Source organism: Listeria aquatica FSL S10-1188 (genome assembly GCF_000525795.1).
GTDB classification, from domain to species: Bacteria; Bacillota; Bacilli; order Lactobacillales; family Listeriaceae; genus Listeria; species Listeria aquatica.
Genome location: NZ_AOCG01000001.1, coordinates 59909 through 83343 on the forward strand (window position 1 = coordinate 59909; position 23435 = coordinate 83343).

Sequence of the window (23435 nt, forward strand, 5' to 3'; positions counted from 1 at the left end):
TCGGGAGGTAGAAAAATCATGATGAAAAGCCAAATTTTGACAGAAAAAGAGACCGAGCAAATTCGGTTTAGTATACTTGCGAGCGGCAGTACGGGGAATGCAACTCTAGTTGAAACAGTGGATCAGAAGATTTTGATTGACTGTGGCTTGAGTGGGAAAAAAATGGCAGAATTATTTAGCCAAGTAGGTCGTTCGATTGAAGATTTAGATGCTATTTTGATTACACATGAACATTCAGATCATATTAAGGGACTTGGTGTTTTAGCGCGAAAATATAAATTGCCAATCTATGCGAATCAAAAAACATGGCAAGCAATGAATGGCATGATTGGAGAAGTGGCGCTTGATCAGAAGTTTGAATTTGGTATGGAAACGGTCAAGAGCTTTGGTAGTTTACAAGTGGAATCCTTCGGGGTTTCCCATGATGCTGCTGAGCCCATGTTTTACATATTCCATAATGGGAATAAGAAGTTTGTAATGATTACGGATACAGGCTATGTGAGCGACCGGATGAAGGGTCATATTGCGAATGCTGATGCGTATTTGTTTGAAAGTAATCACGATGTTGAGATGCTCCGGATGGGGCGCTATCCTTGGAATGTGAAACGTCGGATTCTTGGAGATGAAGGCCATGTTTCAAATGAAGATGCTGGAATCGCAATGAGTGAAGTGATTGGCGACCGGACGAAACGGATTTATTTGGGACATTTAAGCAAAGATAATAACATGAAGGATCTTGCGCGAATGAGTGTTGGGCAAACATTGAGGCAAGAAGGTATTATTGTTGGAGAAACGCTTGATTTATTTGATACTGACCCGGAACAGCCGACAAATCTTTTTACCATTTAAAAAAAAGGCGACTTCTGGTCGCCTCTTTTTTTTAAATCAAAGAATTTTCATGGTATTTTTTAAAATTAATTTCATGAATTTTTCATATTTGTCATGTAGGATAGAATTATCAAGAGTTGAAACTGTGCAGGAAGGAATGAAATGGTTTGGAAGAAGAGAAAAAAGAATTTGAAAATGCAAATCACCCGCAAGAACCTTTGGATGGAAGTGAAAGAGAAGAGAAAGCTAATGAAGTAAGTGAGACAAGTCAGTCTGAATTTGTTTCACCTGAAGCGGAGCGCTCTTCGGAGTTTGAACAAAGTCGTCAAGCAACACCTGAAACAGGGAGCGTCTCTTATCAAAATGCAGAGCGAAGTAGCGAAAACGAGGCTAGTTCAAATGGTGAAAGTGGAACTCCCCCTATTCCCCCAATCCCGCCAACACGTTCAGGCGGAGGAAGTGGTGACGGAAACGAGCCACCTAAGAAACCGCGTGGTAAGGCACTTTTAGGTTATTTCTTAACGGGAATTTTAGGTGTGATTGTAGGTGCAATCATTGTTTTTTTTCACTGTTTCGGGGTTAGGCAACGATAATTCGAGTTCGACATCGAGTTCTTTAGGAAATACGAGCTCAACGAAGAACAACACGGTGGAAAAAGTTTCTTACAAAAACTCAACGGATATTACAAAGGCTGTGAGCAAAGTTCAAGATGCTGTCGTCAGTGTCTTGAATTACCAAGCATCGTCCAACTCGCTTGAAAGTGGGATTGGTGGCTTTGGAAGCGATGGAAGTAGCGGCGGAGATTCAAATGGTTCAGGGTCTTCATCTGAGGAAGAAGCTTCTTCTGGCTCTGGTGTGATTTACAAAAAGGCAAATGGTAAAGCCTATGTTGTAACAAACAACCATGTGGTTGATGGCGCAAATAAATTAGAAGTAACTTTTTCAAATGGGAAAAAATCGACAGCTAAATTAATCGGAACAGATGAATGGAATGATTTGGCTGTTCTTGAAATTTCGGATAAAAATGTAACGAGTGTTGCTAAATTTGGTGACTCTGATGCATTAACTGTTGGGGAAAATGTCATTGCGATTGGTAGCCCGCTTGGAACAGAGTTTTCTGGTTCTGTTACGCAAGGGATCGTTTCGGGATTAAACCGGACCGTGCCTGTTGATATTAATGGTGATGGACAGGAAGACTGGGAAGCAGAAGTTATTCAAACCGATGCAGCGATTAACCCAGGAAACAGCGGGGGAGCGCTCATCAATCTTGAAGGACAAGTCATTGGCATTAATTCGATGAAGATTTCGACGGAAAATGTAGAAGGGATCGGTTTTGCCCTTCCAAGTAATTCTGTGGAACCAATTATTTCGCAACTCGAAGAAAAAGGTGAAGTGACAAGACCAGCACTTGGTGTGACACTTCGCGATGTGGATACAATTCCTGATCAACAACAAAAGAGTGTGCTCAAGTTGCCAAGTAATATTAACTACGGGGCAATGGTTCAACAAGTCACTTCGAATTCAGCAGCTTCAAAAGCTGGACTTAAACAATATGATGTGATCGTAGATATTAATGGCCAAAAAATTACGAATACGGTTGAACTTCGAAAAGTGTTATATAATTCAAACCTCCAAATTGGTGATAAAGTAACGATCAAGTATTATCGGGATGGAAAGGCGAAGACGACTTCGTTAACGCTTGAAGAAGCAAAAACAACCCAACAATAAAACCTGAAAACAGCTCCTCAAAACGAGGAGCTGTTTTTTCGTGCAAAAGAAAATTTTTCTGTGGATAAAATGTGGATAGTAAAAATTAATCGACGTGTATCTTGCTAGGAACAGATATTCGGGCACAAAATGTAGATTGAGATTGTGGATATGTGGATGAATTCTGTGGATAAGGTGTGCGTAAACTGTGAAGAAGTGAAAATACTGAAAAATATGTCGGATAAAGGAGCGAGTTTAGACCTTTGAGGATGAAATGTGGATTTCAATAGGTCCTTCATCCTGATTGTGAATGGTCTAGTTGAAAACTAGCTTTTATCCACAATTTCATTGGGATTGGACTTTGAGAAAAAACTAAAAGTAAGTCTAAAACGGCTGTGCAAAGCGGTTTTTGTAGATGTGGAAGAATAGCTTCAACCTGTGGATAAGTTGTGGATAAAGAATTTGGATGGAAATAGATATGGGGGAGAACAAATTTTCTTACACTAAATATGGCTGACCCTGTGGATATGTGTATAAATTTTGTGGATAACCACTGTGGGTAAGTGGCAAATGGATGTGGAAAACAAAAGTGTACTCATTTATTTGGCAATTTGGGTATTTCTACCCTGAAAAACCATTTTTGATACGAATTTGTGGATTATGATATCCATTTTTATGCCAAATTAGTGTATGATAAGGGAAATAGGAATTTTGGGAGTGGAAAGATGCGAATTCAGATCATTTGTGTAGGAAAATTAAAGGAAAAGTATTTAGTCCAAGGGACCGCAGAATACCTAAAGCGACTTGGCTCGTACGCGAAGGTTATCATAGAAGAAGTTCCTGATGAAAAAGCTCCTGAGGTTTTGAGCGAGGCGGAAATGGTTCAGGTGAAAGAGCGCGAGGGCGAGCGGATTCTCGGGAAAATTTCGGCGGACACGCACGTGGTGGCGCTTGCGATTGATGGAAAAGAAAAGTCGAGTGAGCAATTTGCGGCAGGAATCGACGGATTGATGACTTATGGAAAAAGCAAAATCGCTTTCGTGATTGGAGGCTCTCTTGGCCTAAGTGATGCGGTTTTAACTCGCACGGACGAAAAAATCTCATTTGGCCGGATGACGCTACCTCACCAGTTGATGCGACTTGTGTTACTCGAGCAAGTGTACCGCGCGTTTCGGATTATGCGCGGAGAACCTTATCATAAGTAACATGAATTGATTTTTCACCTTGATATCCGGTAGTGAACGAAGGGAATAAAAATAAAAGCAAAGACCTAGGAATTTGCCAGAATTAATTGGCTATTCTTAGGTCTATCCTTTTGTAGATTTTTCACATATAATTAAAATTATTTTATAATAGCGTGATTCATCTGAAAAATTATAGCAAAATATTGATAATACCGATTAGAGTTTGTTTTATACCAGCAACTGCTAGACCAACCCAAGCGATAAAGCCTTGTAGAAGTCCCAATTTTTCACCTCCTCAAAAAGTGTATAAAATTTGTTTTATTACGCGTTTAGATCAGCAAATTGTTTTAGATACGCTAAAACGGTTTGTAGCATTTGTAACCAAAGCATCAACGCTCACCTCCTTACAAATACCAGTTTACAGTGTAACTGGAAGGGATACTGTAGAATAAAAATGAACAATGTTGGTTATTTTAATTCAAAATCCCCAAAAAAAATTATTGACTTTTAGCTTGTTTTATAATAGAAGCCCAAATCCCTTGAAATATAGTGTTTTAGCCAGATTTTAATAATAAAATCGGACTAAAATACAATTTTTGTACTGGTAAAAGAGACCTTTATAAAATCCACCAAAAAAGAGTAAAAGCGAGTATTTTTTATTTATCTCAGATACTTAGAAACAGCTTCGCTTTCTATACTGTATAATCCAGCAATGAACTAAAAATGGTGGAAATAGTAGGGAGTTTATGATGCCTCCATTCGGATGAGAACATTAAGGCTGAAATTTTTTTAAATGTATATGAGAAAAGATCCATGCTTTTATATAGCATGGATCTTTGATTAGGATTTCTGTTTTTCTAGTTGAATTAAAGCGTCTACAATGAATCTACGAAATTTTTGATAATCTAAATAATCTAAACTGTAAAGGCCCTCACGTGTTTCCTTTTTTGTAGCCATAAATGTCGTATAAGTTTCATCAAGTTGAAGGATTTGATAAGCTTCTTCTACGACTGAGTGAGCACCAGCTTTTTTCAATTTAGCTAAAAGTTCAAAGTCGATAATCCCCATTTCTAGCTGTTTCAGTCGTAAAGAAACTTCGATTTTTCCATTTTTAGAAGGATAGGTTAAGCTAAAATCTCCAGTTGGGAACCCTTTTGTTTCATAGCGGATATCTTGTCTTGGTTCAATGGTCCAAGCTGTGTAAGCCCATCTTAGAAACCCAGATAAATCAAATAATGAATTTAGGGTGCCTAAGATACGTGCTTCGAGCAAATGATTTTTAAATAGAGTATTTGGTTTGTCGGGAATGTTGCAAACATACCAAAGAATCCTCTTATCAGGATACTGTTTTGCTATTTCGGGATGCGACACTGTGCACGGGAAAGACATGGCCAGAACTTTAGTTTTTTCTACATATTCTTTAATGACATCGTCTTGATCAACAGCCATTTTAAGTTGAATATTAGGTTCAATGGAAAATAAAATATCTAATACTTCACGAAATTGTTTTGCTTTAACGGGGTCTGAAATTTTAGGTTCATCTGTTGCTAAATAAAGTTTCTCAAATTGTCCAGTTTTCTTGAAGTATTCAAAAATGAGTTGAAGATACTTGATATATTCTTCCCTGTTTCGAACATATAAATACGTTTGAGTGGCTTCATCATAATAACGTACTGAAATTCTTTCTGGATAATCAGTAATAGAAATACTTGGGAAACCATCCATTTCCCAAACGCCTAATAAACCATATAAGGAAATATCTGCATCGATATTATAATGGGCGCATAAATCGATATAGCGTTGCATCGTTGTAAAATCGCAAATAAATTCTCCGTTTTCCTGCTTGATTAAATGGAGCATTGAATATTCATAAAAACTTGTACCATCCTTTGAACCAATATGTGTTCCCCATCCACACCAAGGACAGTCACTCGCAACAATCATAACTGATTTTTGTCCAAGTTGAGCTAAGGAAGCAACTACTTCTTCTAAGCGGTTAAAATGGTCATCACTCCATAATGGAACTTGGTACTGTCTTGCAACATTGGAAGAGTGTTGCCATAAGTCGAGAAAAAGAGTGTAATCTTGCGGCTTAGGAAGGGCATATGGCAAGATTTCAATTGGAATAGACTTATTTTCAATGAGTACCTCATCTTGGAAAGCTGTTTTCACATAGATTTCTGCTGTAAGTGTCACTTCCTTTTTGGAAAATGTTTGTGGGATTTCAACATCTATCCAGAGAACACCAGGAAGATTTTCCGAAAATGTAATATACGGATCATTTGCCAAACGATCTGCCTGCAGCACTCTGTTATCATCCGGTAAATAAGTCTCTAGGTAGCCTGTTACTTTAAGTTCTTCACAAGAAAGTGCAACTCGATAAATTGGTAAGGTCAAGTCTGGAAGAAGCAAGCTTTCTCTTGAATGGGTGAGGACACCTCTTTCTTCCTGAAAAAAGAGTTGAACTGCTACTTTTTCATTTCTACAACCAAGTGCATGTGTGAGTGCTGGAGGAACTTGTTGATTTCCTTCTTTCGATTTGTAAGCATTATGCGTGAATGTGATTTTCACTTTCTTCCTCCTCTTTTTGGCTCGTTATTTTTTCGTTCGAGCTCTAACTCTTTTTTATCAGCAATCCGAACAAATGGAAGCCATATCAGCGTTACAAGTACTGTAATAATGATATAAATAAGTAAGTAACTTATCCCGCCTGAAAGAGCAAATTTTACAAAGCCAGGTGTTGTCCAGGGGATATTTTCAACAGTCGGGTTATAGTGAATGGGAAGAATAGTCGTGATAAGCCCCCATGAAACAAAACCAGAAATTAGAGGGCTTAAGACCATTGGGAAAAAGTAAAGCGGATTTAAAATGATTGGTAACCCGAACACAAGTGGTTCAGTGATATTAAACACTGTAGGAAGTGCCCCTAATTTGAACATTTCTCGATAACGCTTGGATTTGGAGGTCATTAAGCAAATAATAAGCCCCATCGTATTCCCAGCAGCACCGCATACGCTATAAATCATAAAAGCTGTCCCGTAAGGCAGTGGATCTCCAGATGTAAAAGCTTGGATATTTGTCGTTATCATCGTTAAAGTAACAGCCGAAAGCGGGCCTGAAAGAACCGCATTGTGAATGCCAAAAAACCATAGAAAACTTAGTAGGACTTGTATCATTATCATGGTAAGAGGGTTAGCCATAACGCTGTTGATTGGTGCGCTGATTACACTTGTGATGAAATTGAAAACATCATGGAATCCGGTAAAAGAAAAAGCAATTCTAACTGCACAAACAAGGGCGAAAATGATTGTTACGATAAAAGTTGGTGCTAATGAATCGGCAACCATTGGCGGGACGGATTCGGGTAACTTAATCGTGAATTTCCGTTTGGATAGCGAACTGTAAAGTTTTGTAATTAAAAGTGCTACAAGCATACCGATAAAAATTCCTTGTCCACCTAAATAATCAAATTTTACAGCTCCTATTTGATTAGAAACCCATTCTCCATTTTCTTTAACGAAGGTTGTGATAGTCTGCGGAATTAAGATGAAATAGGAAGCTAAAGAAATCAATCCGGCATTTTGAGAATTGCAACCTAAACGTTTAGCATAGGCAAAGGCGATGTTGTAGACTGCTAAGAGCGCCATGATACCAATGGAGGCATTGGCGACAGCACTCAGAGAATCAGCAATTTTTTATTTTTTGTAGCCAGTCAAGCCATCCTTGGATGGGGAAATTGGCTAAAATTAAAATAAAAGCTGAGCCAATTGTTGCTGGACTTGTACGAATAAATCCTTCTGTTAGGGCACCTAAAACGTTATTTTCTTGCATTTTAGATGATAGCGGTAACAATTTATTAGACAAAAAGCTTTCAAATCGATTCATAACGGTCTCCTTTTTTGTTTCTTGTCATAAATAAAGCGCTTTATTTATTTGCATTATATAATTTAAACTGATATTTTTATATAAAAAAAGAACACTTTTTATAAGGAAGGTGATCCGGTTTGAAAAATGAACCTTTATTATTAACGATTGATTCGCTGGCGAACGATCTTGGAATTTCATTTTCTGCCACTAAAGAAAATGAAGGAACACAAAAGCTAGCTACGAATACAATTTATTACTCAAGAAAAAATACGCATGTTTTTGCAGAATTCAAGTTGGATCTTAATGAGTTAAATGAAGTTTATTTACTAAAATTTGGACCTTTTCTGTTACCTGAAACGAATGTTTCATTTGAACATCTAAATGAATTAATTACTTCGTTCAAACATACAATCCAACATCTATTTTTCTTGCTTCATCGCAGGAAGGAAACAAAAATCTGTGAAGAGCATTTGTTTTTTTGAAAAAAAAGAACACGATTGAAGCCTATGTCATTCCAGAAGAAATCGGCGAATTTTATAAATTAGAACTGCTCTTTTTCTGTCATATTAAAGATAATAATCAAAAAGGTGCGCACATTGTTCTTACAAATATGACAAAGTACTTTTTTCAGGATTTTTCGTTGCAAGAACTAAAAGCTTATTATATTTCAATGGTTACGTTACTGGCGCGTGTTGAGATGGAACAAGGGCAACCTGTTCATCTAGTATTTGAAAAACAACGACATTATTTTGGTTTTTCTGATAGTATTTTTGACGTAAACTCAGCAGTGGATTTAATGTGGAAAGCCATACTTTCTTTTTTCCACTGTTTCCATGCATATCCAAAAAATAAATACTCAATGTTGGTCTCTTCTATGCTAAATTATATTGAAGAACACCTTCACGAGCCTATTACACTTAAAAAAATGAGTGTTTTTTTAGGGCAGCATGAAAAATATTTGGGTCGTAAATTTCTTAAAGAAACAAATTATACCGTGAAAAAAATATGTGTTGCTTAAAAAAATTCAAGAGGCAAAAAAAAGAATTGTTGTTTTCGAATCATACACTAGAAGAGACCGCTATGAATTTAGGATTTGCATCACAAAGTCATTTCACACAAACTTTCAAAGAATATACGGGATTGACCCCAAGAAAATACATAAATTCGAGGGCTTTTTATTTATATTAAGCTTGTAATAATGCTTATGGGATAAAAGCTTTTATTTAAGGCATAATCAGTTAGGGCACTTATTAGAATGAGCTTGAATTGGTCTGGATAAAGCTGCCCAATATGAATATATTTCACATTTTGTTCATTAAAGAACGGAAAGTATTTATTTTTATCATAAAAAGCACGTTCACAGAAGTGTTAACTTTATTATAAAATTATTTGTACAAAGGAGGGGGGACAAGGTTTTTTAGAGTTTCAAACATATTTGGCAGTTGAACAAGTTTTTAATGCTTGTATAAATAAAAATTCTATTTTTTTTGAAAATAGAATTCAAAAAAATTATTCTTTCTTTTCTGATAAAATGTTGTTGCTTAAAAGAGGTACTTTCTAGCTTCAGAAGAAAGTCTATCTTTGACAAATGATTTTTCATTGATGGTTTTATTTATATGTAGGCAAGAAACAGTCAACTTCAAAAATCATATTTGAAGCTGTAGAAGATGATTCTTTGCTCAAATTTGACACAGAAGTTAGATAAAGAAAAGTATTTACAGGTATTCTCTACTAATTGAAATGGAAACAACGGAAGATTTAAATCGCCTTGCATTTTTAGCAATCTTATCAGTTTTTAAATAACAAAAAGTATCTCTTTATATAAGTTGAGAAACATGTTGAGTAGGATAGGAGGTGAGGCGTGCAAATAAGTATGTAGAGAAGGATTATTGAGATGAAAAAACAATCCATAGAATAAGGATTCTTATACCAACAATAATAAAAAGAGGAGTGTACCTTTTTACAGTGGAAATTAAAAAAAGGAAATTATTAAAAAGAACGATGACTGGGTTTGTGGCATTTAATGTGTTAGCGACTACAGTCATTACTGGATTACCTATTCATAGCATGGCGGCTGAAGCAACCCAAAAACAAAATACGACTTCACAACCAGAAACTCAAGATAACAGTTCAAAAGCAGCAAGAAATATAAAAGCTGCAACTTCATTTTCAAATGTAAAGTTTAAATTAAATGTAGTAGATGTGAACACTGGAAAACCTGTAGAGGGCTATGTTGTTCGCTTTTTGAGAGACGGAACTAGTGGAACTATATACGAGTTTCCAGCAAGTGATGCAAATGGATTAACTGAGAGCAGCATAGCAGCAATAACGGACCTGTTAAATGAGGGGAAATCTATCTCTTTATATGTGAAATGGGGTCCTTCTGGTGAGAGTGTTACTCCAAATATCGTGACTATGGTTAACCCATCCGATGTAAAGAATAATGAGGTAACCGTGACAGTTCCCTTAGGAAGTCCTGTACAAAAAGCTGATTTAGGAAATCAACAATGGCTGATTGATATGGCCGAGTATTATACTGGGAAAACAGTGGGAACTACTATGTCATTTCCTGACTTAGCCAAAATTACAACTTTACAAAGCTATACAGGTTTTGAAATGAAGGACGCCACTCCAGTGCTCCCTGCTGGAATCAAATATTTTGCAGGCTTACAAAGATTGGATCTTAGTAAACTTGGTCTAACAGGAAACATCCCTACAGAAGTAAGTAGTTTAAGTAAGCTCACTTATTTAAATTTAAATGACAATTCTTGGATCGGAACGCTTCCAAGCTCTCTAGGAAACTTAACAAATTTGGAACAATTACGTATCGAAAATACACCTCTAACAGGGAGCATTCCAAAAGAGTTGGGCAATCTATCGAAGCTCACACAATTGAGATTAGCCAATAACCAATTATCTGGCAGTATTCCAGAAGAATTAGGCAATCTATCAAACTTAACGATGCTATTTGCTGCAATGAACAAATTGTCCGGCTCTATCCCAACAGAGTTGAGCCATCTAACAAAATTGACCAATATTCGGGTAGACCAAAACCAACTCGTTGGTCAACTTCCCGAATCCATCTTTGCCCTTAACGCGCTAACAGAAGCGAATTTTTCGGGTAATGAAATCACGCTCAATCAAGAAGGAAGTAAAGCTTTCGCAAATGGACTAGTTCCAAATTATAAAAATACTTTTGTCAATGAGCGCACACTTGTGGCAACAAATTCTCTAGTAGCCATTCCAGCTACAACGGTATTTCCATTTAAAGATTTTGGACTAAAGGCTGATATAAATGGCACAAAGAGTGATCTTTTTGCCGGACATATGTACCGCATTTATCGTAATAGTGATAATAAACAGGTCTATTATGGAATCTGGAACAATGCCTCGTCTTTTGAACAAACTACTGCAAAAGAAACATACCGTATCGTTTTGGATGATGCATTAGCTAATCCGAACAATGTGGCGCAAGTAACAGTCGGTGCAGCTAAAAATCAAATCGTGACTTTTGAAGATCTTGGAAAACAATATTGGTTGAAAGATTTAGCTGAACATTATACAGGGAAAATGGTTGATGAAAATATGACTTTCGGAGACTTAGAAAGCATCACAGCACTTCAAAGCTATCCAGGTTTTGAAGTGAAGGATGAAAATCCTATTCTTCCTGCTGGAATCAAATATTTTACAGGCTTACAAAAACTAGACCTTAGTAAATTGGGTTTAACAGGAAATATTCCTACAGAAGTAAGTCGTTTAAGTAAGCTCACTTATTTAAATTTAAATGACAATTCTTGGAGCGGAACGCTTCCAAGCTTCCTAGGAAACTTAACAAATTTGGAACAATTACGTATCGAGAATACGCCTCTAACAGGGAGTATTCCAAAAGAATTGGGGAATCTATCGAAGCTCACGCAATTGAGATTAGCTAACAATCAATTATCAGGCAGTATTCCAACGGAATTAGGCAATTTATCGAACCTAACGATGTTATTTGCCGCAATGAACCAATTATCTGGAACAGTCCCAACAGAATTAGGTAATCTAACCAAATTGACCAATATTCGGTTAGATCAAAACCAACTGGTTGGCCAACTTCCTGAATCCCTCTTTGCCCTTAACGCGTTAACAGAAGCGAATTTTTCGAGTAACGAAATCACGCTCAACCAAGAAGGAAACAAAGCTTTCGCAAATGGACTTACTCCTAATGTAGGGAAGACTTATGTAACAGGGCGACAATTAACAGCTGTGGATACTCTAACGCTAGAAGGAACAACGGTCCATCCCTTCCAAGATTTCAATCTACAAACGGATATAAGTGGAACAAAGAGTCCTCTATTTGATGGGCACACGTATCAAATTTACAGAACTACGGATAACAAATTGGTTTATTCTGGTCCGTGGGAGGAGAACGCTAGTTTTGAACAAGCAGGGACTTCTGAAGGGTACCGGGTTGTGCTAGATGGTGCTTCTGAAAATCCTCATAATGTGGCTACACTCACAGTGGCTCAAAAACAAGCCGTCAAAGGAAATATTCAAGTGGTTGTAAAAGATGAAGCAGGGCAGGTCGTTCCAGGTGTAACCGTGGGCTGGAAAGACCTTACAACGAACTTTACAGGAAATGGACATGTGACAGATGCGAATGGAGCTACGAATCAAACGGGCATGAGTTTTGAACATCAGTATCAATATGCCATCTCTTCTGTACCTGAAGGCTATGTGAGTACGGGGGGCACAGTCCAAGTCACACCAAGTGGTCAAGCAGGTGATACCTATGTCGTGAACCTAACGGTCTTACGCGATGTGACCATCCAACCTATGACAGAAATGGATAATACGGTGACAGGGACTGCAGCTGTAGGGGCGAAACTTCGCTACTTCGTAAATGGTCAAGCGGTCAATGTGGGGAATGCGAACGCTGACGGCACTTATAGTAAAGTCGTGGGTCTTTATCCTGCAGGAACCGTGATCGGGGTTCAAATGCAAAATCCGAAAACAGGAAAATATTTTGACTTGAAAACCATCACCGTTACCCCTGTTGAAACGAAATTAACGATCCAACCATTAACAACGGCTGATACAGCTGTAACCGGAACCGCACCGGCAGGTGTGAAACTTCGCTTCTTGATTGATGGCCAAGCAGTCAATGTCGGCTATGCGAATGCCGATGGCACTTACAGTAAAGTGATTGGGCAACAAAAAGCAGGAACGGTTGTTGGCGTTCAAATGTTTGATCCAACGATTGGCAACTATTCAGACGTAGTCAGCACAACGGTCGAACAAACAGCTGCTTCTGTTGAAGTAGCCGCAATGACGACAACGGATACAGCTATCAGCGGAACTGCCCCAGCTCATGCTAAACTACGGATTATTGTGAATGGTCAAGCAGTCAACGTTGCATATGCAGATGCTTCTGGTCAGTTTACCAAAGTGATTGGAAAGCAAGCCGAAGGAACTGTCGTGGGTGTTGAACGCTTTAATCCGACAACGGGCAGCTATGAAAAAGCCGTTACAACGACCGTGACGCTAGGAAATGCAGTCAGCGAACCCGCTAAGATAGATTTAAGTTCAGCCGCAAGCGGAAAAATTTCGGGGACGGTTCCAAATACGATTACACAAGTTCGCGTTTGGATCAATGGAGCACCTCAAACCATGGTAGGCGTGAAGGACGGCGCATTCACATGGACCTATTCCAAACTAAAAGCAGGAGATATTGTCAAGGTTGATTATAAAGATGCCACTGGACAATGGATAGCTGCAGAACAAACTGTAACGAATTAAATGAATAAGTTATAAAAACGATGAAAAAATTTCATCGATGCCGCCTCTTCTAACATTATAGGAAAGGCGGCTTTTTTATTGGGATATGATATAAAAATTCTATCGAAGTATTAAAAAAGGAGACTCACATGGGGAAAGTTTATTTTAGGCTATTTTAAATTACAAAAAGTAGTTGGAAGTTAAAAAGATAATAAAATAGAAAAATTTATATGGAAAATGTAAAATTACTTTTATAACAGGAATTTATTGGATTTAAGAGAGTAATTTTGGTGCGTAAACAAAAAACTAGACATAGAATTATACGATTCATGTCTAGTTCGGCAGGAAGATCTTGCAAGATATTAAGTTAAGTTGTTAAATGGTAATATGAGAATCTTTGTTGATTTTGCTAAGTGTTTTAGCTACCTCAACTCCAAGTGCATAGGCTAATAGAGGTGGTATGGCATCTCCAATTTGTTCATATTTATCCTGTTCAATATCACCATGGAATTTCACATACGGACCGCTAAATGTATACCAATCGGGAAAGGACTGGAGTCTAGCAGCTTCACGAGGAGTTAGTCCTCTATCTTCATATGGGTGAACCATCTCATCTAAAACATGTGAAGTGACTGTAAAGCTTGGCTTATTAGGATCTAGACGTCTGTTTCTGGCCGCATACATTTTTTTTGGGGAAATACTTTTCGATTAGATCTTTTTTTGTTTTCTCTAATCAATCTATCTGCTGCGTGCTTCATTCCTTCTCCCTTTTGAATTAGGCTCATACGCTTAATCATTGTTTCTCTATGGTTTACAGCTTTATGAAAAGTTATTTTCAATGGATCATATTTAACGCTTTCAGGAGCTTCAAATCCATTTTTTACTCCATGGAGTGTAGTTATAAAATCTATTTGTTTTTCTGTTAGGCTAGAATAATCAGGATGATAGTCTAGCTCATCATTACCTTCACCAGATTTAATTTTGGGCAAGTCTGCTAAAGCATCATTAACAGTGACAAAGTCAAATTTTTTCTTTGCTGCCGTGAGTTCTCTTAGGATAAGAGAATTTTGCTGCAAATTTATTATTTATTCCCACAAGAAAAATTCTTTCACGAGCTTGAGGAACACCGTATTCATGGGCTTTGAGAAGTACTGTTTCTTTATCTCTACTAGCTAAATGAAAGGAAGGAGAGTCACCACTAACATATTCAAATTCATCGCAGATATCTTGAAACATCTTTCCAGGTACTCCGTTATTTTTTTTTTGAAAAAAAGTCCTTTAACATTTTCGAAAACAAACATTTTGGAATCGATAGCTCTTGCAATTCTTGTAACATTAAGGAAAAGTGTATTTCTATCATCTTCCTCTGCCCTTTTTCCTGCTTGAGAGAAACTTTCGCAAGGAGCACCTCCAGTAACTACATCAACAGAATTTACAGAGAAGCGCTCTCTAAGGATTTTTTTTTATTAGTTCATTTGAAACTTTTCTAATGTCGCCGTGAATTAATAAAGTTTTATCACTTTTATCAAAAGTGAAATTTGTCTCTCTTTCTCTAAGGAGAAAGTCTTCTAAAACTAGAATTTCTGCTCCGTGAGATTTAGAATAAGTTTGGACAGTGTGATCGCTCCACTCAATGGCGATAAGTGGCTTTATTCCTGCCCAACCAAAACCAGTCGCTAGCCCACCAGGGCCACTAAACAAATCAATTGAAGTTAACATTAACATGGCTCCTTTAAATCTGTATAATTAAAGTATCTAATATTCAAGAAGGGATTGAAATAAATGTCAAATATTGACAATGGTAAAAAAAGTAAAAAAGGGAACGACGTAAAAAAAAGCTTTGGGAGAAATCTTGGATGCATTTAACAAGAAAAATCAATTTAAAAAAGTACCAAAAAAATTATTCACTCAACTATCCTAACACAGAAAACAGTTTTAAGTTTGATTTTTTAATAACCTTTAATGATGATAGTACATGGATTATCCATTGCACGTCAACTTATAGAACCGATAGAGCTCAGGGAATAGAGTATCGAGCTGAGCATTTAAAGATTTTAGATCCTACTATTGAATTGGCTTATTTAGTAATTCCAAATGGAATAGATGAGGACGAAAAAAAAAATTGGATATGAAGCATCTAGAAAAATTCGTTCTGGAAAAAGATTTAGCTCACTTGATAATGTATTAACATTCCGAGAACTTGAGCTTTTGATCGAATCAAAAATTTCATCAGTAGACTCCGTAGGCAAAAAAACTGCTGATAGAGGAATTAACTTAGAACAGAGACTTGTGAGAATATTTAATAGTGAAGATAATGTAAAACGTTGGAATAAAAAACAAGACAGTTCTATTGTTGGCGATAATTATGACTGGTTTCTTTTATCCTTAAAATCATTTGGAGTCAACCCATCCGAGAATATTAATAGCATGCTGGCAACAAAACATATTCCAAAGCTTCCATCAGGAGGAACTGCAAAAACAGATGTTTACCTTCAAATAAGAACTAATGAGCAAAGTTATCAAATAATGATTAGTTGCCAAAAATTCACACGCTAAAGAAGTATCCGTTCATGAATATTCCGCTGAAGATTTTATAAAGGTATTGAAAGTTAGTGATACAATGATGCAAGATGCTATTAGGGAATTTCAGAAATATGGTGGAATTAAGGCCTTTGCAAAAAAATTCTCCTGATTTGTATATTAAGTTCTCAGAAAATATCAGTAAGTACAATACTGCATTAATTGAATGGGCCTTTTTTGGAATTGGGGGCGAAGGAAATAAAGAACAGATTGCTAACTATATGCTTACATATAAGCCCCAATCTGATTCTTTTACAATTTTTAATAAATCAGAGTTTATCAAAATGCAGGAAAAGATTGAAAGTCAATTTAACACCCCATTTGCCTGGACATATCCATCAGGTAAGAAAAAAGAAAGGATCCAGCTGAAGGCAAAGATGATTTGATGTTTAACATTATAGCATTGAATAGTATATAAGGGCAAACATATATTCTTATTTTGTTTACTTTTAGTTATTTAATATATTAGAAAAGTTGTATTAAAGAATCTGAGACAAAAATAACAGCATGAAATTTGGCAATAACATCTATGGCAAGTAAACATACAATAGAATTAAAGGCAGAAATCTAGGAAAGATTAAGGGATCCTAGTTTTCTGCCTGGTGAGATTTTTAATTTCCTTCCACAAGATCCCGGCGCTTATACCCGATATATCCTAGTACTAGAAGCACAACTCCGATTGCTGTAACTGTTAAGAAAGTCGGTAAATCGAAGGACTCGCCTGGAAGTTGTGGGAACCAAAATTGGACAGCGGTTTTTGAGAACCAGTCTGGAAGGTCCAGAATTCCGCCAAAGTAATTCAACATGAACGAGTAGCCTAGATAGATGTAAACAAATTTCCCAAGTTTAGGGAGCCAGCCTAGGAATAAGCCGGCGAGGCCAATGAAAAATAAAATGGCAGGGAAAAAGTTGAAGCCGGCGCCAAGGAAATCCCCGAAGTCCATTTTGGAACTGCTACCCATCGAAGAAAGTGCCGCCCCGCCTAAGCTTCCTGCGCTAAGAAATAGTGCCAGTACGCCTGCTATGGTTGCTAGAATCACGCTTGTCCAGTAAAGTTTTCCGCGAGTCACTTTTGTCGAAAAGAGTTGGCTGAAGCGTCCGCGTGTTTCTTCTGTGAAAAGACGGTTCATAATTGCGATCGGTAAAATCGCAGATAGGGAAACGAGAACGATCATGATCGTCCCTGTGAACGATTCCTCAAGCGAGATGTGTGAACTGCTAAACATCTGTTTCATTAATGCGTTACCTTCTAAAAAGGATTGCATGTCGCCGTAAATGGAACCGTATGCCGCTCCCATCACGATAAAAGCGATCAGCCAGCCAATCGTAATGCCTTTGTTTAGTTTGGTGAGTAAGCCGCGAACAGATAGTAGGCCGCGCCGCGCTTCTCCGTGTCCTTCGTGCTGTGGAATGTAGCCGTCTCCCATGTCGCGCCCGCTTTCTAAAATGAACGAAAGAAGAGTGACTACGATCACGAAAAGTAAGAGGTAAAGGATCGGTAACCAGTTATTTTCTGTGAAAGGGTAGGTGAGATACGTCCAACCCATGGGATTAAATGCGGATAAATCCACATTAGCCGTGTCAGTCGCTGCCCGCAAGATGTAAAGTAAACCTAAGAATCCAAGAGATGCCCCTGTCGTGCCTGATGATGCGGGCATAATTTGTGCGAAAAAGAGCGCGATCGCGGCGCCAAGAAGTCCCGCACCAGCTACAGAAAAGCCGAATAAGAAGGAGCCTTCTGCTGTAATTGTATCTGCACCAAAGCTTGTCATGATGATGCCGATGACTGTGCCAAGGAGCAAGTTGATTAAAAAGGTTTCTTTCATAACGGCGAGTGAATTCGCTTGGCGTCCAACGCTAAATGAGCGGACGAGTTCTGTTAAGCCAAGGTCTTCTTCTTTACGTGTGTGGCTTACGACGTGCAAAATGGAGATGACTGCTGCAAATAAACCGCAGAAAAGTAGCATTTCATTGGCATACATTGCACCTAAGGTATAATCCCCAGCTCTTGTGATAGGGGTTGGTCCGACCATCGAGATCATCGCCGGATTTTGCATCGTTTCGTACATGCCGATTAGTCCCGTCCCTTTGCTGATTTCTTCAAATGCGGGAACGTAAGCACCAGAAAAGAGTCCGAGTCCTCCGACCCAAAAAATGATTTTCTTCCAATCTCGTTTTAAATATTGGATGAACAGGAGCATCCAACGTGAAAATTTCTCATTCATTCTAATTTCCCTCCTCCGTGTCGCCTAAGCTTCGTAATGCCGCATGAATAAGTCTTCAAGCGTTGGCGGAACGGATTCGAATTTCATTACGCCGAGTTTAGCTGCGGTTGCTAGGATTTCATTCATTGCGGTATGGTCTGCAGAAAATGTCGCCTCATCGTCTTTTTGAACGAAATCATGAACGCCATCCAAGTTTTTAAATGTCGCTACGTCTTCTTTAGTTTGAACGGTAATCGTAGAGCGTGTTAAGTGACGAAGTTCAGTGAGCGTTCCAGTTTCTACGACTTTTCCTTGGCGAATAATGGCAATTTTATCCGCGAGGCGTTCCACTTCACTTAAAATGTGTGAAGATAGAATGATCGCTTTTCCTGCTTGCTTGATTTTTTCAACTTCATCTTGGAAAATGGCTTCCATTAGTGGGTCAAGCCCAGATGTCGGTTCGTCAAAAATGTAAAGGTCAGAGTCAACGGAAAGCGCCGCAATTAAACCGACTTTTTGCCGATTTCCTTTTGAATAGTTTTTGGCTTTTTTCCTTTGGATCGAGTTCGAATTTTTGAATAAGAGCATCACGCTTGGCTTTATTGCCGTTTCCATGCAGTTTCATGAATAAGTCGATGATTTCTCCGCCGGTTAAGCTGCCCCAAAGAGCGACGTCTCCTGGAACATAGGAGATACGTTTGTGGATTTCAAGACTGTCTTTCCAAACGTCTTTGCCGAAAATCTCAGCTTGGCCTCCGTCGCTATGAATAATACCAAGCAAGGTGCGGATCGTAGTGGACTTTCCGGCGCCGTTTGGACCGATAAAACCGAGGACTTCTCCTTGGTTTACGGTGAATGAAACATCAGATAATGCGTGGAATTTGCCGAATTTCTTTTGCAAATGTTCGACTTTTACAATTTCTGCCATGATTTTTTGATACTCCTTTTTTTAAGTTTGATGATAAAATAGAATGAGATTACTTTCTTAGGTTTAAAATTACCCGTATTTTCTATTTTATAAACTGAAATTCTGATTTCAGGACAATAATATTCCATTTTGCAGCACTTGTCAATCAAAATTTTTATAAATTTTACGACTGTTTTCTGCTTGATAGTTTATTAAATGGATTATATAATAGGAAGAGAAAATAATATAAACTGAAAAGTTGATAATAGTTTATTATATAAATGAGAGGTTGAAGAGCGATGAACGGATTTGAAAAACGCAGCGAAGAAAAAAGAAAGCAAATTTTAACCGCTACTTTTGATTTAATGAATTCTCCTCAGGGCGTTGAAAGTGTGACTATTGATGAAATTGTCAAGCAATCAGGCGTTAGCAAGGCAACGATTTTTAAGTATTTTGGTAGCAAGGATAATTTGATTCATCAGGTGTTTATTGAGTTTATGACGAATATGGCGGATTCAGCTAAAGCGATTATGGCAGAAAATCGGCCGTTTGAAGAAACGCTGATTGCCATGAGTCAAAATAAGATTCGTTATCTAGAACAAATTGAACATCAGTTTTATATGGATTTAATGGGTTATTATACGCAAAAGGAAGACCGTGATTTATCGCTCTTGATGGAAACTTACACAAAAGAAAGTTTTAGCATTATGCTTGATTTATTTCACCGCGGTCGTAAAGAAGGAAAAGTGGATTTAAGGTATTCGGATGAATTTTTAATGCTATTTTTTGAGGCGCTTGTCGAAGGGATTTCGAATCCGAAAATCTATGATAAAATTTTGCCATATACAGAAGAATGGACAGAAATTATTGTTAAAGGAATTGCCCCAAGCAAGAAATAGGAGGTTTTGCGTGTATGAATGAAAAAATATATGAGTATGACTCAGAAATTTTTGAAGCGGAAGTTGGAAAAGGTGGCGCATATACAGTGTTTCCATATGATGTGCGCGAGGAATTCGGAAAAGGTCGCATAAAAGTTAAGGCAAGCTTTGACGGGGAGCCTTATGAAGGTAGTATTGTTAATATGGGTGTTAAAAATGCGGATGGTTCGGTTTGTTATATTTTGGGTATCCGAAAAGATATCCGCACGAAAATCGGGAAAACGATTGGTGATACGGTTCATATAATGGTGCAGGAACGAATTTAAGAAGGGAAGTCTTTTTGATGGAATATAAAACTTTGAATAATGGGTTAAAGGTGCCGGTGCTCGGGTTTGGAGTATTTCAAATTACGGATCAAGGTGAAGCGGAACAGGCGGTTTTACATGCGCTTCAAACGGGTTACCGGTTGATTGATACGGCTGCTGTATATTTGAATGAAGAAGCGGTTGGCCGAGCGATTCAAAAAAGTGGCATTCCAAGAAGTGAAATTACTTTGACAACGAAGCTATGGATTACGGATGCAAGTTATGATGGGGCGATGCGAGCTTTTGAGCGTTCGACGAAAAAGCTCGGGACGGATTATTTGGATATCTTTTTAATTCATCAACCGTATAATGATTATTACGGGGCATGGCGGGCTTTAACGGAACTATACAAGGCAGAGAAGATAAAGGCAATTGGAGTTTCTAACTTTTCTACAGGGCGGCTTACGGATTTGATTTTAAATCATGAAGTGAAACCGGTACTTGACCAAATTGAACTCCATCCGTATCGCCAACAAGCATTGCAACGCGATACGGCGGCTCATTTTGATGTTTCGATCGAAGCTTGGAGTCCGTTTAATCAAGGGAAAGATGGCATTTTTGAGGATGCTGTTTTGACGGAGATTGCGAAGAAACACGGAAAGACGGTTCCGCAAGTGATTTTGAGATGGCAAACGCAGATTGGGAATATGGCGATTCCAAAATCAACGCATTTAGAGCGGATCAAAGAAAACTTTGCGATTTTTGATTTTAAACTTACAGAGGAAGAATTGCAGCAAATTGCAAGTTTAGATCGTGCGCCAAATAGTGCGGGGCCACGTGAAAATTATCAACTTGTAGAACGGCTAAATGGAATTACTTTGGAATAAAGAGATAAAAGCTACCAGTAGAAGGCTATTGGTAGCTTTTTTATTTTAGTTAAGTATAAGTTTACAAGGAAAGAAACGCGTGGATAAGCATTGTACGGAAGCAAAGGAAAAATGGATAAAGTTAATGGAAGAGATTTTCAAGAAGGGCGAGGTCAGCTTAGGAAAGGTTAGGGCGCTAGCGCTTTTTAGCGTTTAAATTCTTGCGAAAGTTGGTTATGGGGTTATTAATGGAGGCGTTTTTTATTATAATTAGAAATGTAAAATAATATAAGTTATGGCGTGTGTGCTTGGGGAACAAACCACTTCTTGAGTGATTGTCCGTCTCTGTGGACATAGATTGACGTGTAAACGCATACAAAACTCTTATAATAATAACTGTGAGGTGGTTGAAATGATTTTTAGTACAAACGAGAGCAACTTATTAAATGTATTAAATTATGAAACATTTACTTCAGCCGGTGAGTTAGCAAGTCAACTTTTCGTTTCAAACAAGACCATTTATCGATTAGTGAAAAAAATCAATGACATTGTGCAAGTTGATTATCAAAAACCGCTTATCTTATCGGAAGCGGGCAAAGGCTACATTTTGAATCCAGAATTCATCAATATCAATATTCAACAGTCGGTCGACTATAAAGAGGAAAATCAGTTAAATGATTTACTGCTATCGTTAATGTATAAACACCCCAACAAAAAAAAGTCGCGAAGCTTTTAAGTTTGAATATGTAAGTGAAAGTACGGCAGAGCGTCTTATGAAAAAATTGGAAGAGCGACTGCTTTGCTATCGCATTAACCTTCACATGAATCAGGATCATGTTTGGATCGAGGGGAAGGAACAAGATATTCGAAAGGCGATTCATGAAATTATTTTGGAAACACACAATTTGAATGCGCTTGGGGAAATTGGAATCGAACTTGATGAATTCGATAAGTATTTTCTTGATAAGCAGTTGGCGCTTCTTGAGGAAACCATTGGCGAAACAATCAATTATCCTTACGACATCACGCTTTATACGCATATTTATATGTTGCTCAAACGTTATCGTGAGGGGGATGTTGCTTATCTCAAAAGGCAAGAACCGCTGGAATTCGATGAGTTGCAGCTGCTTGATACCAATAGAAGGCTAGCTAATGTGGCTAGGCAAATCAAAGGGAATATTGAAAGTTATTTGAATCTCGAATTAAGTGAAATGGAAGAATTCTTTATTTTCCAAAATCTATATTCGATTAATATCCAAGAAAGAGAAAGCAGTAATGTAGACAAAAGTTTAGCAGAATTAATCTCCAATCAGTTGATAACTAGTTTTTTCAATATCTCGGATAAGTCACTCTTACCAAGTTGTCGCTCACTGTATGAGGATATTTACCAGCACACGCTCCCGATGCTTAGCCGACTAAGAAGCGGCATCACGGTAGAAAATAATTTGCTGGAAGAGGAGAAAGTGGAATACCGAGATACTTTTTATAATCTCAAGGCCATTATTTCGGAAATCAACAAGGAGCTGACTTTTGAAACAAAGATTAATGAGGAGGAGATTGGGTATCTCACGCTTTACTTTGAAAAATATAAGTTAAGCAAGAACAAAGCCAAAAATGTGCTGTTAGTTTGTTCAACAGGGATTGGAACATCGGAACTGCTAAAGATTCGCTTAGAAAAGAATGTCCAAAATATCAATATTGTGGCTACGATGAGTCAAAGGCAGATGAAAAATAATAAGGCGTTTCTGGATGAAAACATTGATTTGATTCTTTCGACTTTGCGAGTCCCACTAAATTCAGTAAATCTTCCAGTTTTAACAATAAGTCCATTATTGACAAGCCAAGATATACAGAAAATTAATTACATGATAAAGGAGACTTAATTATGGAAAAGGTTGTATTAGAAGAAGTCATTCATAAAGAGTTGATTTTAATTAACTCAAAGGCGGGAAATAAGGACGAGATTTTGAGGGAGCTTATTCATTTGCTTCATGAAAATCACTATATTGCAGATGAAGCGGCTTTTTTAGAGGATGTATATCTGCGGGAAACGGAAGGGGAAACGGGAATTGGTCAAGGAATCGCTATCCCGCACGGGAAGTCTGCTTCAGTTGAGACGACAACGATTGCGGTGGCTACGCTAGAAAAACCGATCAAGTGGGAAACGCTCGACGGTGAGGATGTTGAAGTGATCATTTTGTTCGCAGTCAAAGATTCGGATATCAACACGACACATGTGTTACTCCTTCAACAAGTGGCAACACTGCTAGCGGATGAAGACTTTTTAGATGATTTAAAGGGAGTTACGTCAGTGGATGAAATGTATCAACTGATTACTAATAAATAAAA

24 protein-coding genes and 4 pseudogenes are annotated in these 23435 nt (G+C 37.8%); 18 read left to right on the forward strand and 10 right to left on the reverse strand.

Annotation, left to right across the window (positions count from 1 at the left end; translation table 11 throughout):
• Positions 1–18: 18 nt before the first annotated feature.
• The 4 genes and pseudogenes from MAQA_RS00320 to rlmH all read left to right on the forward strand — a co-directional run bounded on the left by MAQA_RS00320 (position 19) and on the right by rlmH (position 3740).
• The gene (locus tag MAQA_RS00320) at positions 19–849 is read left to right on the forward strand and encodes an MBL fold metallo-hydrolase (protein WP_036070214.1); all 831 of its coding nucleotides are present in this window, start codon (positions 19–21) and stop codon (positions 847–849) included.
• 413 nt (positions 850–1262) lie between these two features.
• Positions 1263–1576: pseudogene (locus tag MAQA_RS16480) on the forward strand (serine protease); the annotation flags it as partial.
• Between the two features lie 77 nt (positions 1577–1653).
• A pseudogene (locus tag MAQA_RS16485) lies at positions 1654–2556 on the forward strand (S1C family serine protease); the annotation flags it as partial.
• A 704-nt stretch (positions 2557–3260) separates the two neighbouring features.
• Positions 3261–3740, forward strand: coding sequence for a 23S rRNA (pseudouridine(1915)-N(3))-methyltransferase RlmH (gene rlmH, locus MAQA_RS00330; protein WP_036070217.1), 480 nt, complete (start codon positions 3261–3263; stop codon positions 3738–3740).
• 819 nt (positions 3741–4559) lie between these two features.
• On the opposite strand, the gene MAQA_RS00335 is transcribed toward rlmH, so the two are convergent.
• Genes MAQA_RS00335 through MAQA_RS14725 form a run of 3 tightly spaced genes read right to left on the reverse strand, consistent with a single transcriptional unit; the run spans position 4560 to position 7604 of the window.
• The gene (locus MAQA_RS00335) at positions 4560–6290 is read right to left on the reverse strand and encodes a DUF4091 domain-containing protein (RefSeq protein ID WP_036070221.1); all 1731 of its coding nucleotides are present in this window, start codon (positions 6288–6290) and stop codon (positions 4560–4562) included.
• Positions 6287–7366 (reverse strand): PTS sugar transporter subunit IIC, encoded by a 1080-nt coding sequence (locus MAQA_RS00340; RefSeq protein ID WP_206537485.1) that lies wholly within the window; start codon positions 7364–7366, stop codon positions 6287–6289. The genes MAQA_RS00335 and MAQA_RS00340 overlap by 4 nt, the downstream gene beginning before the upstream one ends.
• A 37-nt stretch (positions 7367–7403) precedes the next feature.
• Complete coding sequence (locus MAQA_RS14725) at positions 7404–7604, reverse strand: hypothetical protein (protein WP_206537486.1); 201 nt, start codon at positions 7602–7604, stop codon at positions 7404–7406.
• A 119-nt stretch (positions 7605–7723) separates the two neighbouring features.
• On the opposite strand from MAQA_RS14725, the gene MAQA_RS00345 reads away from it, so the two are divergent.
• From MAQA_RS00345 to MAQA_RS00355, 4 genes are all read left to right on the forward strand, one after another.
• A complete protein-coding gene (locus MAQA_RS00345; RefSeq protein ID WP_036070224.1) occupies positions 7724–8068 on the forward strand; it encodes a hypothetical protein in 345 nt (114 codons plus the stop codon).
• The gene (locus tag MAQA_RS00350; RefSeq protein ID WP_036070226.1) at positions 8065–8604 is read left to right on the forward strand and encodes a helix-turn-helix domain-containing protein; all 540 of its coding nucleotides are present in this window, start codon (positions 8065–8067) and stop codon (positions 8602–8604) included. Before MAQA_RS00345 ends, MAQA_RS00350 begins: the two co-directional genes overlap by 4 nt.
• Positions 8592–8774, forward strand: a complete 183-nt coding sequence (locus tag MAQA_RS16490; RefSeq protein ID WP_077913509.1) for a helix-turn-helix domain-containing protein — start codon at positions 8592–8594, stop codon at positions 8772–8774. Before MAQA_RS00350 ends, MAQA_RS16490 begins: the two co-directional genes overlap by 13 nt.
• A 777-nt stretch (positions 8775–9551) precedes the next feature.
• Positions 9552–13367: a leucine-rich repeat domain-containing protein gene (locus tag MAQA_RS00355; RefSeq protein WP_036070228.1), complete on the forward strand. Its 3816-nt coding sequence runs from the start codon at positions 9552–9554 to the stop codon at positions 13365–13367.
• A 354-nt stretch (positions 13368–13721) separates the two neighbouring features.
• Here the strand turns inward: MAQA_RS00355 and MAQA_RS14730 are convergent, their stop codons facing one another.
• From MAQA_RS14730 to MAQA_RS14750, 5 genes are read right to left on the reverse strand one after another with little or no spacing between them, the layout of a single operon-like run.
• On the reverse strand, positions 13722–14030 hold the full coding sequence (locus MAQA_RS14730) for a DNA cytosine methyltransferase (RefSeq protein ID WP_206537487.1): 309 nt from the start codon (positions 14028–14030) through the stop codon (positions 13722–13724).
• A complete protein-coding gene (locus MAQA_RS14735) occupies positions 14003–14422 on the reverse strand; it encodes a hypothetical protein (protein ID WP_206537488.1) in 420 nt (139 codons plus the stop codon). Before MAQA_RS14735 ends, MAQA_RS14730 begins: the two co-directional genes overlap by 28 nt.
• The gene (locus tag MAQA_RS15935) at positions 14367–14582 is read right to left on the reverse strand and encodes a DNA cytosine methyltransferase (protein WP_206537489.1); all 216 of its coding nucleotides are present in this window, start codon (positions 14580–14582) and stop codon (positions 14367–14369) included. The genes MAQA_RS14735 and MAQA_RS15935 overlap by 56 nt, the downstream gene beginning before the upstream one ends.
• On the reverse strand, positions 14519–14803 hold the full coding sequence (locus tag MAQA_RS16495) for a DNA cytosine methyltransferase (protein ID WP_206537498.1): 285 nt from the start codon (positions 14801–14803) through the stop codon (positions 14519–14521). Before MAQA_RS16495 ends, MAQA_RS15935 begins: the two co-directional genes overlap by 64 nt.
• Positions 14796–15065, reverse strand: coding sequence for a DNA cytosine methyltransferase (locus MAQA_RS14750; protein ID WP_206537490.1), 270 nt, complete (start codon positions 15063–15065; stop codon positions 14796–14798). The genes MAQA_RS16495 and MAQA_RS14750 overlap by 8 nt, the downstream gene beginning before the upstream one ends.
• A gap of 137 nt (positions 15066–15202) precedes the next feature.
• Here MAQA_RS14750 and MAQA_RS00365 point away from each other — a divergent pair, with 137 nt between their 5' ends.
• From MAQA_RS00365 to MAQA_RS15945, 4 genes and pseudogenes are all read left to right on the forward strand, one after another.
• The gene (locus MAQA_RS00365) at positions 15203–15478 is read left to right on the forward strand and encodes a hypothetical protein (protein ID WP_036070229.1); all 276 of its coding nucleotides are present in this window, start codon (positions 15203–15205) and stop codon (positions 15476–15478) included.
• Positions 15450–15902 carry an MspI family type II restriction endonuclease gene (locus tag MAQA_RS15940; protein WP_036070231.1) on the forward strand — a complete coding sequence of 151 codons (453 nt, stop codon included), beginning with the start codon at positions 15450–15452 and terminating at the stop codon, positions 15900–15902. The genes MAQA_RS00365 and MAQA_RS15940 overlap by 29 nt, the downstream gene beginning before the upstream one ends.
• A 28-nt stretch (positions 15903–15930) precedes the next feature.
• Positions 15931–16038 (forward strand): annotated as a pseudogene (locus MAQA_RS16730) (hypothetical protein); the annotation flags it as partial.
• Positions 16001–16312, forward strand: coding sequence for an MspI family type II restriction endonuclease (locus tag MAQA_RS15945; RefSeq protein ID WP_036070234.1), 312 nt, complete (start codon positions 16001–16003; stop codon positions 16310–16312). The pseudogene MAQA_RS16730 and the gene MAQA_RS15945, both read left to right, overlap by 38 nt.
• 225 nt (positions 16313–16537) lie before the next feature.
• Here MAQA_RS15945 and MAQA_RS00380 read toward each other — a convergent pair whose 3' ends face one another.
• Both MAQA_RS00380 and MAQA_RS00385 read right to left on the reverse strand, forming a co-directional pair.
• Entirely contained in the window at positions 16538–18151 is a 1614-nt protein-coding gene (locus MAQA_RS00380; RefSeq protein ID WP_036070236.1) for an ABC transporter permease, read from the reverse strand.
• Positions 18152–18175: 24 nt separating this feature from the next.
• Positions 18176–19058 (reverse strand): annotated as a pseudogene (locus MAQA_RS00385) (ABC transporter ATP-binding protein).
• A 278-nt stretch (positions 19059–19336) separates the two neighbouring features.
• Between MAQA_RS00385 and MAQA_RS00390 the strand changes: the two are divergent.
• The 6 genes from MAQA_RS00390 to MAQA_RS00410 all read left to right on the forward strand — a co-directional run bounded on the left by MAQA_RS00390 (position 19337) and on the right by MAQA_RS00410 (position 23433).
• Positions 19337–19936 (forward strand): TetR/AcrR family transcriptional regulator, encoded by a 600-nt coding sequence (locus tag MAQA_RS00390; protein ID WP_036070239.1) that lies wholly within the window; start codon positions 19337–19339, stop codon positions 19934–19936.
• A gap of 14 nt (positions 19937–19950) precedes the next feature.
• Positions 19951–20241: a DUF1905 domain-containing protein gene (locus MAQA_RS00395; protein WP_036070242.1), complete on the forward strand. Its 291-nt coding sequence runs from the start codon at positions 19951–19953 to the stop codon at positions 20239–20241.
• A 17-nt stretch (positions 20242–20258) separates the two neighbouring features.
• The gene (locus MAQA_RS00400; protein WP_036070377.1) at positions 20259–21107 is read left to right on the forward strand and encodes an aldo/keto reductase; all 849 of its coding nucleotides are present in this window, start codon (positions 20259–20261) and stop codon (positions 21105–21107) included.
• A 391-nt stretch (positions 21108–21498) separates the two neighbouring features.
• A complete protein-coding gene (locus MAQA_RS14755) occupies positions 21499–21822 on the forward strand; it encodes an HTH domain-containing protein (RefSeq protein WP_206537491.1) in 324 nt (107 codons plus the stop codon).
• A gap of 37 nt (positions 21823–21859) precedes the next feature.
• The gene (locus tag MAQA_RS00405) at positions 21860–22969 is read left to right on the forward strand and encodes a BglG family transcription antiterminator (protein ID WP_206537492.1); all 1110 of its coding nucleotides are present in this window, start codon (positions 21860–21862) and stop codon (positions 22967–22969) included.
• A 2-nt stretch (positions 22970–22971) separates the two neighbouring features.
• On the forward strand, positions 22972–23433 hold the full coding sequence (locus tag MAQA_RS00410; RefSeq protein ID WP_036070243.1) for a PTS sugar transporter subunit IIA: 462 nt from the start codon (positions 22972–22974) through the stop codon (positions 23431–23433).
• Positions 23434–23435: the final 2 nt, after the last annotated feature.